Raw genomic sequence first — 13,048 nt, 5'->3', positions numbered from 1 at the left:
GACCCTGCCACGGCCTGATGGCGGCTCGGGCGGCCTGTGGACAACTCCCCGTCGAACGGGACCGCCGCCACGTTGTCCACAGTCATGGTGTCCTGGACCACACGCATCGACGGAACGGGGTATCTTCCTGATCGAGACATGTGCGGCGCTGGGGATGGCGCCGAATCGGGCACAGGAGGGACACATGGATGCGGTGCGCATTCTCGAGGACGAGATCCGGGAGATCGTCCGGCGGCAGGGCATCGACCCGCAGCGTGAGCACGCCCGGGTCCTGACGCTCATCCAGGAAGCGGCCGCGGACTACGAGTCCCGCGCGATGGTCAGCTCGCTGCCGGACCTGGAGGATCCCGTGGCGGCGCGGCAGGACCTGTTCGACCGCATCGCGGGCCTCGGGCCGCTCCAGCGGCTCATGGACGATCCCTCCGTGGAGGAGATCTGGCTGAACGCGCCGGACGCCGTCTACTGCGCGCGGTCCGGCCGCTCCGAGCTGACGGGCATCGTCCTGACCGAGGAGGAGGTCCAGGACCTCGTCGAGGTCATGCTGAAGTCCTCGGGCCGGCGGCTGGACCTGTCGATGCCGTTCGTCGACGCGGCCCTGCCAGACGGTTCGCGCCTGCACGTGGCCATCCCCGACATCACGCGGCGGCACTGGGCCGTGAACATCCGGAAGTTCATCGCCCGGGCGCGCCGGCTGGACGACCTCGTCCGGGGCGGTTCCCTCACTCCGACGGCGGCCCGCTTCCTGGACGCGGCCGTGGACGTGGGCATGAACATCCTCGTCAGCGGGGCCACCCAGGCGGGCAAGACCACCCTGCTCAACTGCCTGGCCTCGGCCATCGGCCCGCGGGAGCGCGTGATCACCGTGGAGGAGATCTTCGAGCTGCAGATCCCGGTGCGCGACGTCGTCGGGCTACAGTGCCGCCAGCCGAACCTGGAGGGCCACGGCGAGATCCCGCTGCGCCGCCTCGTCAAGGAGGCGCTGCGGATGCGCCCGGACCGCCTGATCGTCGGCGAGGTGCGCGAGGCCGAGGCACTGGACATGCTCGTGGCGCTGAACTCCGGCCTGGCCGGCATGTGCACGATCCACGCGAACTCGGCCGCGGACGCGCTCACGAAGCTCTGCACGCTGCCGCTGCTGGCCGGGGAGAACATCTCCCGGGACTTCGTCGTTCCGACGGTCGCCACGTGCATCGACGTCGTCGTGCACTGCGAGCGCGACCGTCAGGGCCGCCGGCGGGTGCGGGAGATCCTCACCGTCGGCTCACGGGTGGAGGGCGGGGTCATCGAGACGTCGGCGCTCTTCCAGCGCGACGCCGAGGGCGACCTGCGTCTCAACGAGGGTGCGAACCTGGAGTTCGAGGCGCTCGCCCGTCGCGGCGTGGACGTCCACGAGCTGGTGGGGCTGCGCTGATGGCCGCGCTGCTGGGGCTCGCGCTCGGCTGCGGCCTGTTCCTGCTGTGGTGGTCCCTCTGGTCCCCTCCCACGGAGAAACCCGGGGCCGCCCGCACCGACTCCCGCCTGCGTGTGCTGATCGCCCAGTCCGGCATCCAGCGTCTCAGCCCGGCCGGCGTCGTGTCCGCCATGGCCGTCGGCGGTCTCGTGGTCGGGCTGCTCGTCCTGTCGCTGACCAGTACGTGGACCATCGCCGCGTGCTTCGCCGTCTTCGGCGCGGCCGTGCCCTGGCTGCTGTTGTCCTGGCAGGCCCGCCGGCGCTCCACGGCACTGCGCGAGCTGTGGCCGGACGCGATCGACCACGCCCGGTCGGCCATCCGCGCGGGCCTGACTCTCCCGGAGGCGCTCATCCAGCTCGGGGAGACCGGGCCGGAGGGGCTGCGCGAGCCGTTCCAGCAGTTCGCCCGGGACTACCGGGCCGGAGCCCGCTTCGTGGACGCACTGGACCGGCTCAAGGCCCGGATGGCCGACCCCGTCGCGGACCGCCTGGTGGTCTCGCTGCGCCTGACCCGCGAGGTCGGGGGCGCCGACATCGGCCGTCTGCTGCAGACCCTCTCCGAGTTCCTCCGGCAGGACGCCCGCATCCGCGCCGAGCTCGAGGCCCGGCAGTCGTGGACCGTGAACGCGGCCCGGTTGGCGGTGTGCGCCCCGTGGCTCGTGCTCCTGCTGCTGGGGACCCAGCCCGCCGCGGTCGCGGCCTATCGGTCCGCCGCCGGCGGGGCCGTGCTCCTCGCCGGCATGGTGGCCTCCGTCGTCTGCTACCGCGTCATGCTCCGCATCGGCGCGCTGCCCCGGGAGAAGCGGGTGTTCGCATGACGTCCGCGCTGATCTGGGCTGCGCTCCTGGGCCTCACCCTCGGGGCGGGACTGCTCCTCATCCTGGTCACCCAGCCGGTGGGCTGGCGCCCCAGCCTCGAGCAACGGGTCGAACCGCAGCTGCGCCACCACATCCCGGCCTCCCGCCTCCTCGAGGAGGAACGTGCGGGCGCCTCGCCCTGGGGAGCGTGGGGACGCATCCTCGATCCCGTGGTGCAGTCCGGAGTCGGCTGGGTCCAGCGCATCTCCCCGGGCGGGGCGGCGCTCGACCGCAAACTGGCCGCCGCGGGGCTGGCGGTCACGTCGACGGACTTCCGTGCCCAGCAGGTCCTGAGCGCGGCCGCGGGGGCCGCTGTGGCGGCCGTCCTCGCGCTCAGCCTCACCGTCACGGGCCGCGTGCCGGTGATCACGGGGGTCGCCCTCGTGATCGCCGGCGGCATGGCCGGGTTCCTGCTCCGGGAGCAGCTGCTCTCCCTGCGGGTGCGACGGCGGCGCGAGGCCATCCTCTCCGAGTTCCCGTCCGTGGCCGAGCTGTTCGCGCTCTCGGTGGGCGCGGGGGAGAGCGCCGCCGGAGCGCTCGAACGCATCGCGGGGACGGCGCGCGGGGAGCTGGCCGGCGAGTTCCGCACCACGCTCGCCGACATGCGTGCCGGGGCGTCGCTGTCCGCGGCGCTCAAGGCCATGGGACGGCGCGTGCAGCTGGCCCCCGTCGAACGGTTCATCGGCGGCGTGCTCATCGCGCTCGACCGCGGCACGCCCCTCGCCGACGTCCTGCGCGCGCAGGCCCAGGACGTGCGTGAGATGGGTCGCCGCGAGCTCATGGAGGCCGCCGGCCGGAAGGAGATCCAGATGATGGTCCCCCTCGTGTTCGGCATCCTCCCGCTCACGGTGATCTTCGCCGTCTTCCCCGGCATCTCCCTGATGCGCCTGGGGTTCTGAAGACCCACAACTGAATAGTCCATCCATCCACCCACCATCACCATCCACTCCGGCCGCACGGGCGGCCGGCCACCCGAGGAGGGGACCATGCTCCACCACCACGCCATCACCGTCCTGGCCGCCCTGCGCGCCCTCATCCACGACGACGTCCGCGACGAGCGCGGCGACGTCCCCGGCTGGGTGATGATCACCCTCATGTCCGCCGTGCTCGTGGCCGGCCTGCTGGCCCTCGCCCTGCCGGCGCTCCAGGGACTGTTCAACCAGGCCATCTCCCAGGTGTCCCAGGGCGGCTGAGCATGCCCCGGGGTGCTGTCCACGCCGTGCCGGTGCCCCGTGGCGTCCACATGGGCGTCCGCTGGCGGGACGACCGGGGCGCCGCGGTGGCCGAGTCCACCATGGTGATGACCCTGGTCGTCCTGCTCTTCGCGGCGCTGCTCCAGGCCGGCGTCGTGATCCACACGCGCAACGTGATGATCGACGCCGCGTCCGCCGGCGCCCGGTACGGGGCGCTCGCGGACCGGAGTCCCGAGGACGGTGTCCAGCGGGCTCGAGAGCTGCTCTCCTCCGGCGTGCCCGGCCAGTCCGGGGCCGACGTCGCCGCGGAGCTCACCAGCCAGGACGGGGTCCCGGTCCTGCGCGTCACGGTCTCGAGCTCGCTGCCCGGCCTGGGGTTCCTGCCGGGCCCGATCCCCGTGGAGGTGAGCGGTCATGCGTTCCGTCAATGACGTCCGCGACGAGCGGGGAGCGGCCACGGTCGAATTCCTGGGCCTCACCCTCGTCCTGCTGATCCCCGTGGTGTACCTGATGATCTACGTCTCCCAGGTCCAGGCCGCGGCGTTCGCCTCGGTCGCCGCCGCGGACCAGGCCGTCAAGGCCGTGGTCGCCGACGCCGATCACCCCAGCGCAGGCGCTGCCCATGCCACCGTCGAGCTCACGCTCGCCGACTACGGCGTGGGCGCCGGCCAGTACGACCTGACCGTCGGCTGCGACCAGGGTGGCTGTGGCACGCTCGAACCGGGCGAGGTCGTCGCCGTGCGGGTGGACGTGGCGGTGACCGTCCCCCTCACGCCGGCAGCGTGGTCGCTGACCCCCGTGACGGTGGGTTCCGACGCCCGGCAGACGGTGCCGAGGTTCTGATGCGCCGCCGCCTCACCGCTCGCCTGGGTCACGACGACGGGCAGACCACCGTCCTCACCGTCGGCCTGTGCGCCGTGCTCGTGGCCCTCATGCTGGTCATGCTCGCGGTCACCACCGTGCAGTTGCAGCACCGTCGCCTGCAGTCGCTCGCGGACTCGGCCGCCATCGCCGGGGCAGAGGAGCTCGGCTTCCGGCTGGGGGAGGACCCGGGCGTCGTGCTCTCCGACGACGACGTCGCCGCCTCCGCCAGCGCGCACCTCGCAGCCGTCGGCGCCCGCGAGGCCGTCCCCGGGCTCGGCGGGATGAACGCCCGCGTGGCCGAGGACGGCAGCACCGTCGTCGTCACCCTCAACGCCCGGGCCGATCTGTTCGCCATGACCGGCCCGTTCGCGGGGACACTGCCCCTGTCGGTCCCTCTCGAGGCGACGGGCAGCAGTCGCACTAGCCTGGCCCGGTGATCCGCTTCCTCCACGGCATCGGTGGCCGACCCGCCCACTTCCAGCCCCTTGCCGACGCCCTCGGCGCCGCGGCCGGCCTCGCCGCCTCGCCCGCCCTGCCCGGCCACCCGGGCATGGACGCCGGCGGTCAGGACCGCCCCCGGGCCGCACGGCCGGCGACCGATGCGGACCCCGTCCTCGACGCCGCCCGCACCTGGACAGCACAGGCCGGCCCCGTGCCGGGGCTGCTGATCGGCCACAGCACGGGCGGGGTCATCGCGCTGCGCGCCGTCGCCGACGGGCTGGTGCGACCCCGCGCCCTCGTGGTCATCGACTCGAACGTCCCGGTGACGGACACCGCCCTGGCCGCCCGGGCAGACAAGGCCCGCCTCGCCGCCCGCCCCGACTGGCGGAGCGTGCTCCGCGCCTCGCTCGCATGCGACCTCCTCGTCCCGGAGCCGTGGCACGAGCGGATCCTGGCCGACCTGGACGCCACGCCGGACCATCCGATGCGCGAGCTCTGGGCCGCCGTCCTCGCCGCGGACACCCGTGCCCTGTGGTCCTCCCTCACCGTCCCGACGCTGTACGTGCGCAGCACCCGGAACGTCCACCAACGGGACCTGGACGCGGTCACTCAGCACGCCACCGTCGTCGACGTCGGCCCGGGCCACTGGCCGCACGTCACGGAGCCCGAGGCCGTCGCGGCGGCGATCCGCCGCTGGCACACGACCGGCGTCCACCCCACGCGGTAGGCTGGCCGAATCATGGCTGACACTGACTTCTCCGCGGAGATCGACTCCCTGCGCCACACCCTGGCCTCCATCGAGCAGGTCTCGGACCTCGACCGCATCAAGGCGGACATCGCCGAACTGGAGCAGCAGGCCTCCGCACCGGACCTCTGGGACGACCCGGAGGAGGCCCAGAAGGTCACCTCCAAGCTCTCCCACCGTCAGACGGACCTCAAGCGCATCACCTCCCTGGAGGGCCGCATCGAGGATCTGGAGACCATGGTCGAGCTCGCCGCGGAGGAGGACGAGCCCTCCCTCCTGGACGACGCCAACCAGGAGCTGACCTCCATCCGCAAGGCCCTGGAGGAGCTCGAGGTCGTCACGCTGCTCAGCGGCGAGTACGACCAGCGCGACGCCGTCGTGACCATCCGCGCGGGCGCCGGCGGCGTGGACGCGGCCGACTTCGCCGAGACCCTCATGCGCATGTACCTGCGCTGGGCCGAGCAGCGCGGCTGGTCCACCAAGGTCATGGACACCTCCTACGCGGAGGAGGCCGGCCTGAAGTCCGTCACCTTCGAGGTCAACGCGCCCTTCGCGTTCGGCACCCTCTCCGTGGAGGCCGGCACGCACCGCCTCGTGCGCATCAGCCCCTTCGACAACCAGGGCCGCCGCCAGACGTCCTTCGCGGCGGTCGAGGTGGTGCCGCTGATCGAGTCGGACGACTCCATCGAGATCCCCGAGTCCGAGATCAAGGTGGACGTGTTCCGCTCCTCGGGCCCCGGCGGCCAGTCCGTGAACACCACGGACTCCGCCGTCCGCATGACGCACCTGCCCACCGGCATCGTCGTGTCCATGCAGAACGAGAAGTCGCAGATCCAGAACCGTGCCGCCGCCCTGCGCGTGCTCCAGTCTCGCCTGCTGCTGCTGCGCAAGGCCGAGGAGGACGCGAAGAAGAAGGAGATGGCCGGCGACGTCAAGGCGTCCTGGGGCGACCAGATGCGCTCCTACGTGCTGAACCCGTACCAGATGGTCAAGGACCTGCGCACGGGCCACGAGGAGGGCAACCCCTCCTCCGTGTTCGACGGCCACATCGACGATTTCGTGGACGCCGGGATCCGCTGGCGCGCCGAGCAGGTCAAGGCCGCCCAGGAGGACTGAGTCCCGCGGCGCGGCCCCGCCGCCCGGGCCACCACGACGCCGGCCCGCACCTCCGCAGCGAGGCGCGGGCCGGCGTCGTCGTTCAAGCCCCCGCAGGGGCCTCGGGCCTGGCCCGGGAGACCGGCCCGGTGGGATGCTCGAAGCACCGGGCAGGCGCCCCCGCGCGCCGGTCCGGCAGCCGACTCCATTCCCACCCAGGAGGTCAAACAGCATGACCATGCGCGCCGCCCGTTGGCACGGCAAGAAGGACATCCGCATCGAGGAGATCGACTCGCCCACGGCCGGTCCGGGGCAGGTCCTCGTGGACGTCGCGTGGTGCGGCATCTGCGGCACGGACCTGCACGAGTACCTCGAGGGCCCGATCTTCATCCCGCCGGCCGGGCACCCGCACCCGATCTCCGGCGACGCCGCCCCCGTCACGCTCGGCCACGAGATGTCCGGCACCGTCGCCGCCCTGGGCGAGGGCGTCACGGACCTCGAGGTCGGCCAGAAGGTCGTCGTGGAGCCGTACATCGTGCGCGAGGAGGACCGGGACCGACCGGACTACAACCTCGCGCCGGACATGAACTTCATCGGCCTGGGCGGCGACGGCGGCGGACTGGCCGAGCAGATCGCGGTGCAGCGCCGCTGGGTCCACCCGGTGGCCGACTCCGTGCCTCTCGACCAGGCCGCGCTCATCGAGCCGCTCTCCGTGGCCCACCACGCGTGGGTGCGGGCCGGCTCTCCGACGTCGGGCGTGGCAGTGATCGGTGGCGCCGGCCCCATCGGCGCGCTCACGGCGGCCGTGCTCAAGGGCAAGGGCCTGACGGTGTACGTCTCCGAGCTCTCGGAGCTGCGCCGCCAGAAGGTGCTCGAGGCCGGCGTGGTAGACGAGGCATTCGACCCCCGCGAGGTGGACGTGCCCGCGAAGATCCGCGAGCTGCACGACGGCCAGGGCGCGGACGTGGGCTTCGAGTGCACCTCGGTGGACGTGGTGCTGGACATGCTGCTGGACGCGGTGCGTCCCGGCGGGGTGATCGTCAACGAGTCCATCTGGGGCCACGAGCCCGCCGTGGCCCTGCACAAGCTGGTGATGAAGGAGATCGACCTGCGCGGCACCATCGCGTACGCGAACGACCACGCGGACACCATCCGCATGGTCGAGGACGGCGCCGTGGACCTCGCGCCGTTCATCACCGGCAAGATCGGCCTCGACGACCTGGTCGACCAGGGCTTCGAGACCCTCATCCACCACAACGAGACGGCCGTGAAGATCCTCGTCTCGCCCACCGGCCAGGGCCTCTGAGGCTCCGGCCCGATCCCCGGACGTCCCGACGACGGCCCGCACCCGCGCGCTGCGGGTGCGGGCCGTCGTGGTCCCTGTGCCGCGGCGCGCCGTCACAGACGCGTCGCTCCCTGGCGCGCCTGTGACCGGGGTCATAGACTGCATTTGAGTGAATCGTGATGAACCGAGTTGAACGTCCCAGGAGGACCGCATGACCGCCGAGCTGCCCCAGCCTCAGCCCACCGATGCCGTGATCGTGGGCGGTGCCCGCACGCCCTTCACCCGGCTGCTCTCGCAGCAGGCCGACCTGCGCGCCGTGGACCTGGGCGCCCACGCGATCACGCACGCGCTCGAGCGCGCCGGCGTGGCCCCCGAGGACGTGGACATGGTCTACATGGGCCAGGTCGTGCAGGCCGGCGCGGGCCAGAACCCGGCCCGCCAGTCCGCGCTCGCCGCGGGCATCCCGTTGAACGTCCCGGCCATGACGATCAACAAGGTGTGCCTGTCCGGCCTCACCGCCGTGATCGACGCCGCCCGTCTCATCCGCCTCGGCGAGGTGGACGTGGTGGTGGCCGGCGGTCAGGAGTCCATGACCAACGCCCCGCACCTGCTGCCCGGCGCGCGCAAGGGCTTCAAGTACGGCCCGGCCACCATGCTCGACGCCGTCGCGTGGGACGGCCTCACCGACTCCCTGAGCCACGAGGCCATGGGCGAGCTGACCGAGTCCGGCAACGGCGAGCGGAACATCGCCCGCGCCGAGCAGGACGAGGTCGCCGCGGCCTCGCACCAGCGGGCCGCCCGGGCCCAGTCCGAGGGCGTCTTCGAGGGCGAGATCGCCCCGGTGGAGATCCCGCAGCGCAAGGGCGACCCGCTGGTCGTCTCCCAGGACGAAGGGGTCCGCCCGGACACGACCGCCGAGTCGCTGGGCGCCCTGCGCCCGGCGTTCGCGAAGGACGGCACCATCACGGCCGGCAACTCCTCGCCCCTGTCCGACGGCGCCGCCGCCCTCGTGGTGACCTCGCGGGCCTTCGCCGAGGAGAAGGGCCTGACGATCCTCGCCACGGTGGGCGCACCCGGCCAGACCGCCGGCCCGGACAGCTCGCAGCTGCACTCGCAGCCTTCGGACGCGATCGCCGCGGCGGTGCGGAAGCAGGGCTGGGACGTGGCCGACCTTGACTTCATCGAGATCAACGAGGCGTTCGGCGCGGTGGCCGTGCAGTCCCTGCGCGACCTCGGCTACCCGCACGAGAAGACCAACATCCACGGCGGCGCCATCGCCCTGGGCCACCCGATCGGCGCCTCCGGCGCCCGGCTGGCCCTGCACGCCGCCCTCGAGCTCGACCGGCGCGACGGCGGCCGCGCGGCCGTCTCGCTCTGCGGCGGCGGCGGCCAGGGCGAGGCCCTGATCCTCTTCCGCTGACAGACCGCCCCTGACAGAAAGGACCCCGGACATGGCTCTCGACAAGACCGTGGCCACGCCCGCCGAGGCGGTGGCGGACGTGCCGGACGGCGCGTCCCTGGCCGTCGGCGGCTTCGGGCTCTCCGGCAACCCCGTGCAGCTCATCGAGGCCCTGCTCGAGCAGGGCGCCACGGACCTGTCCGTCGTCTCCAACAACTGCGGCGTGGACGGCTGGGGCCTGGGCATCCTGCTCGGCGCGCGCCGGCTGCGGAAGATGACCTCCTCCTATGTGGGGGAGAACAAGGAGTTCGCCCGCCAGTACCTCAAGGGCGAGCTCGAGGTGGAGCTCGTCCCGCAGGGCACCCTCGCGGAGAAGCTCCGCGCCGGCGGCGCCGGCATCCCGGCGTTCTACACCCGCTCCGGCGTCGGCACCCAGGTGGCCGAAGGCGGCCTGCCCATGCGCTACGACGCGGACGGCACCGTGGTGAAGTCCTCGCAGGCCAAGCCCACGGACACGTTCGTGCTCGGCGAGGGCTACCTCAGCCAGACCCCGGACGAGCCCGAGACCTATGTGCTCGAACGCTCCATCGTCACCGACTTCTCCCTCGTGCACGCGTGGAAGGGCGACCGCCACGGCAACCTCGTGTTCCGCAAGGCCACCCGCCAGTTCGGCCCGCCCGCGGCCATGGCCGGCCGCGTGTGCATCGCGCAGGTGGAGGAGCTCGTCGAGCCCGGCGAGATCGACCCGGATGACGTGCACCTGCCCGGTGTCTTCGTGCACCGGATCGTGGAGGTCGGCACGGACATCGAGAAGCGGATCGAGAAGCGCACCGTGCGCGCGTCGGGGGAGGGGCGGGCATGAGCGAGCAGACCACCGGGCGTCCCCAGGGCCTGAGCCGCGACCAGATGGCGGCCCGCGCCGCGCAGGAGCTGCCGGACGGCGCCTACGTCAACCTCGGCATCGGCATGCCCACGCTGATCCCCAACCACATCCCCGCCGGGCGGTCCGTGGTGCTGCAGTCCGAGAACGGCATCCTCGGCACGGGCCCGTACCCCACGGAGGACGCCGTGGACCCGGACCTGATCAACGCGGGCAAGGAGACCGTCACCGTGAACCCGGGGGCGTCCTTCTTCGACTCCGCGCTGAGCTTCGGCATGATCCGCGGCGGCAAGATCGACGTCGCCGTCCTGGGCGGCATGGAGGTCTCCGCCGCGGGCGACCTGGCCAACTGGATGGTGCCCGGCAAGATGGTCAAGGGCATGGGCGGTGCGATGGACCTCGTCCACGGCGCCGGCCGCGTGATCGTCATGATGGACCACGTGTCCAAGGACGGCACCCCCAAGATCGTCGACCAGTGCACCCTGCCGCTGACCGGCCGCGCCGTCGTCGACCGCATCATCACGGACCTGGCCGTGATCGACGTCGTCGGCACCCCGGAACAGCCCCGCCTGGCGCTCGTGGAGACCGCGCCCGGCATCACCGAGGAGCAGGTCCGCGCGCTCACCGGCGCGCCGCTGGACTGAGCCGACGACGCCGCCCCGCGGCCCCGGCGCACCGCCTCGGCGGGCATCGGGCCGGCACGGGATAGACTGGACGGCCGCGCCCTGATCGGGGCGCGGCCGTCGCCGTGGACGCTGGAAGGACGTGAGGCCATGGGCAAGAACAGCAAGGGCAAGGCCGCCAAGCAGCCGGCCCCCGGCGAGCGCCAGGTGATCGCCAACAACAAGAAGGCGCGCCACGACTACACCATCCTCGACACGTACGAGGCCGGCATGGTGCTCACCGGCACCGAGGTGAAGTCGCTGCGCGAGGGCAAGGCCTCGCTCGTGGACGGCTTCGCGGTCTTCTACCGGGACGAGCTGTGGCTCGAGCAGGTCTACATCCCGGAGTACCTCAACGGCTCGTGGACCAACCACGCCGCCCGCCGCCGCCGCAAGCTGCTGCTGCACCGCGCCGAGCTGACGAAGATCTCCCGCCAGATCCAGGATCCGGGCCTGACCATCGTGCCGCTGTCCCTGTACTTCCTGAACGGGCGCGTGAAGGTGGAGATCGGCGTCGCGCGCGGCAACCGCGAATACGACAAGCGGCACAAGCTGCGCGAGCAGCAGGACAACCGCGAGGCCCAGCGGGCCATGCGGATGCGCAACCGGCGCGCCGGCGTGGCCTGAGCGCGGTGGACCCCTTGGGAATGCCTCGGGGGCGTGCTACGTTGTATCTCTCGCAGGGCCGGTTTCAGGACCGGCGGGCCTCGCGCCCTCCGCCTGCAGTGGTGATTGACAACCTCATAGAGGAGTCGCCCCCATGGGGCCGATCGGTTTCGACGGTGTGTGTCGCGTCGGGAGAAGCGGGCCGAGGATGCAGAGTCATCTCGTCAAACGCTCTCTGCAAACCAATAAGTGCCGAATCCAAGCGCACTGACTTCGCTCTCGCTGCCTGATCAGTGATCGAGTCCGTCACCCCGAGGTCGCTGTCGCCTCGGATCGTGGCGTCAGCTAGATAGCCACTGGGCGTCACCCTCGCCGGGGGTCGTGACGCCGACATCAATCCGGCTGGGTCCGGGTTGGCCGCCCGTCTGCGGGACGGCCAGGACCGAGCAACACCCACAGCAGACTGCGCCCGGAGAAGACCTGGCAACACCTCATCGGACGCGGGTTCAATTCCCGCCGGCTCCACTCACCACCACGGGAAGGCCCCGGAATCACCCCGATTCCGGGGCCTTCGTCGTGTCCATGCCGGTGTGCGGCGGCCCGCCCCTCAGCCGGCCAGGACGGCGTGCAGGCCCAGGCCGGCGCCCCAGCCGACGACGACGGCCACCAGCCCCAGCCCCAGATGCGCGGTCCACAGGCGGGCGGCTGTGCCCCATCGACGGGCGAGCGCGGCGTCAGCCGCCTCAGCGGCCACGGTGGACCACGTCCCCAGGGCGAGGCAGAACCCGGACACCACGGCGGACACCGCCGCGACGAGCACGAGCCCCTGCCCGTCGCCCCAGCTCTCGGAGGCGTACACCAGCTCCGGCACGGCCAGGCCGACGGTGACGCCGAGGAGCAGGGCCGCCGTCGTGTTGGCGGTGAGCAGACCCCGGGGGCCGAGCCGGTCGGTCAGGCGCCGGCGCACCAGGGCGCCGAGCGCCCCGCCCGCCGCGAGGCAGGCCAGGAGGGCCACCTGGAGGAGAGCGAAGACCTCGTATCCCGCGCCGCTCATGCGTCCTCCGCCGAACGATCCGTCCCGACCGCGCGCGACCCCGGGGCGCCACCGGCGCGCAGGCCGAGCACGGCCGCCGCCGTCGAGAGTGCAGCCATCAGCGCGAGCACCAGCAGCACCGCTACCGCCGCGGCGAGGACGCCACCCGCCCCGGACGCCGCGGCGCCCAGCCGCACCGGCCACAGCACCAGGGCGACGGCGCTGGAGATGGTGGTGAACGCACCGAGGAAGCCGGTTCCCAGCCCCGCCACCAGGCGTGGACGCCAGTCCGGCCCGCGGCGTCGCGAGGCCGCCCACAGCAGGCCGAGCAGGAACGAGCCGAGCACGTTCACCACGAACAGCGGCAGGGCCTGGACCAGCACGTCGACCGCCCCGAACGCGGCGCCGAACGTGCCGCGGAAGTTGGGCGCCCCGGCCAGCGCGGTCACCGCGTTCATCACCCCCGCACCGCACAGCACGCCCGCGGCACCGCCGAGGGCCACCGCACCCGCAGTGCCGGGCCGGCGATCTGTCCCGC

At 72.6% G+C, this 13,048-nt stretch carries 16 protein-coding genes and 1 other RNA gene; 15 read left to right on the top strand and 2 right to left on the bottom strand.

Going from position 1 to position 13,048, the window contains the following annotated elements:
* Positions 1 to 184 precede the first annotated feature (184 nt).
* The 15 genes from DE149_RS02875 (at position 185) to ssrA (ending at position 12,005) form a co-directional block, all read left to right on the top strand.
* Complete coding sequence (locus DE149_RS02875; RefSeq protein ID WP_102708353.1) at positions 185 to 1,411, top strand: CpaF family protein; 1,227 nt, start codon at positions 185 to 187, stop codon at positions 1,409 to 1,411.
* Positions 1,411 to 2,268 carry a type II secretion system F family protein gene (locus DE149_RS02870; protein WP_060974324.1) on the top strand — a complete coding sequence of 286 codons (858 nt, stop codon included), beginning with the start codon at positions 1,411 to 1,413 and terminating at the stop codon, positions 2,266 to 2,268. Before DE149_RS02875 ends, DE149_RS02870 begins: the two co-directional genes overlap by 1 nt.
* Entirely contained in the window at positions 2,265 to 3,206 is a 942-nt protein-coding gene (locus tag DE149_RS02865; RefSeq protein ID WP_113913919.1) for a type II secretion system F family protein, read from the top strand. The genes DE149_RS02870 and DE149_RS02865 overlap by 4 nt, the downstream gene beginning before the upstream one ends.
* Before the next feature lie 87 nt (positions 3,207 to 3,293).
* Entirely contained in the window at positions 3,294 to 3,500 is a 207-nt protein-coding gene (locus DE149_RS02860; protein WP_010079078.1) for a hypothetical protein, read from the top strand.
* Between the two features lie 2 nt (positions 3,501 to 3,502).
* Positions 3,503 to 3,931: a TadE/TadG family type IV pilus assembly protein gene (locus DE149_RS02855; protein WP_225348400.1), complete on the top strand. Its 429-nt coding sequence runs from the start codon at positions 3,503 to 3,505 to the stop codon at positions 3,929 to 3,931.
* Positions 3,915 to 4,343: a hypothetical protein gene (locus DE149_RS02850; protein WP_113913918.1), complete on the top strand. Its 429-nt coding sequence runs from the start codon at positions 3,915 to 3,917 to the stop codon at positions 4,341 to 4,343. The genes DE149_RS02855 and DE149_RS02850 overlap by 17 nt, the downstream gene beginning before the upstream one ends.
* The gene (locus tag DE149_RS02845) at positions 4,343 to 4,801 is read left to right on the top strand and encodes a Tad domain-containing protein (RefSeq protein WP_113913917.1); all 459 of its coding nucleotides are present in this window, start codon (positions 4,343 to 4,345) and stop codon (positions 4,799 to 4,801) included. The genes DE149_RS02850 and DE149_RS02845 overlap by 1 nt, the downstream gene beginning before the upstream one ends.
* Positions 4,798 to 5,532 carry an alpha/beta fold hydrolase gene (locus DE149_RS02840; protein WP_113913916.1) on the top strand — a complete coding sequence of 245 codons (735 nt, stop codon included), beginning with the start codon at positions 4,798 to 4,800 and terminating at the stop codon, positions 5,530 to 5,532. The genes DE149_RS02845 and DE149_RS02840 overlap by 4 nt, the downstream gene beginning before the upstream one ends.
* Before the next feature lie 12 nt (positions 5,533 to 5,544).
* Positions 5,545 to 6,666, top strand: a complete 1,122-nt coding sequence (gene prfB, locus DE149_RS02835; protein ID WP_061867909.1) for a peptide chain release factor 2 — start codon at positions 5,545 to 5,547, stop codon at positions 6,664 to 6,666.
* Between the two features lie 217 nt (positions 6,667 to 6,883).
* Complete coding sequence (locus tag DE149_RS02830) at positions 6,884 to 7,951, top strand: 2,3-butanediol dehydrogenase (protein WP_041104337.1); 1,068 nt, start codon at positions 6,884 to 6,886, stop codon at positions 7,949 to 7,951.
* A gap of 190 nt (positions 7,952 to 8,141) precedes the next feature.
* Positions 8,142 to 9,350, top strand: coding sequence for an acetyl-CoA C-acetyltransferase (locus tag DE149_RS02825; RefSeq protein ID WP_113913915.1), 1,209 nt, complete (start codon positions 8,142 to 8,144; stop codon positions 9,348 to 9,350).
* A 31-nt stretch (positions 9,351 to 9,381) separates the two neighbouring features.
* The gene (locus tag DE149_RS02820) at positions 9,382 to 10,191 is read left to right on the top strand and encodes a CoA transferase subunit A (protein WP_041104295.1); all 810 of its coding nucleotides are present in this window, start codon (positions 9,382 to 9,384) and stop codon (positions 10,189 to 10,191) included.
* Positions 10,188 to 10,853, top strand: a complete 666-nt coding sequence (locus DE149_RS02815; protein ID WP_044659239.1) for a CoA transferase subunit B — start codon at positions 10,188 to 10,190, stop codon at positions 10,851 to 10,853. The genes DE149_RS02820 and DE149_RS02815 overlap by 4 nt, the downstream gene beginning before the upstream one ends.
* A 129-nt stretch (positions 10,854 to 10,982) precedes the next feature.
* On the top strand, positions 10,983 to 11,498 hold the full coding sequence (gene smpB / locus DE149_RS02810) for an SsrA-binding protein SmpB (RefSeq protein WP_044659238.1): 516 nt from the start codon (positions 10,983 to 10,985) through the stop codon (positions 11,496 to 11,498).
* 135 nt (positions 11,499 to 11,633) lie between these two features.
* Positions 11,634 to 12,005, top strand: a transfer-messenger RNA (tmRNA) gene (gene ssrA / locus DE149_RS02805).
* A gap of 79 nt (positions 12,006 to 12,084) precedes the next feature.
* Here ssrA and DE149_RS02800 read toward each other — a convergent pair.
* Together DE149_RS02800 and DE149_RS02795 are read right to left on the bottom strand one after the other, a co-directional pair.
* Positions 12,085 to 12,531, bottom strand: coding sequence for a CrcB family protein (locus DE149_RS02800; RefSeq protein ID WP_041104299.1), 447 nt, complete (start codon positions 12,529 to 12,531; stop codon positions 12,085 to 12,087).
* The gene (locus tag DE149_RS02795) at positions 12,528 to 13,013 is read right to left on the bottom strand and encodes a CrcB family protein (protein ID WP_041104301.1); all 486 of its coding nucleotides are present in this window, start codon (positions 13,011 to 13,013) and stop codon (positions 12,528 to 12,530) included. The genes DE149_RS02800 and DE149_RS02795 overlap by 4 nt, the downstream gene beginning before the upstream one ends.
* Positions 13,014 to 13,048: the final 35 nt, after the last annotated feature.

This window comes from Micrococcus sp. KT16 (assembly GCF_003315015.1).
GTDB lineage: Bacteria > Actinomycetota > Actinomycetes > Actinomycetales > Micrococcaceae > Micrococcus > Micrococcus luteus.
Note: the sequence above shows the minus strand (reverse complement) of the source record. Positions and strands in the feature narration are given on the sequence as shown.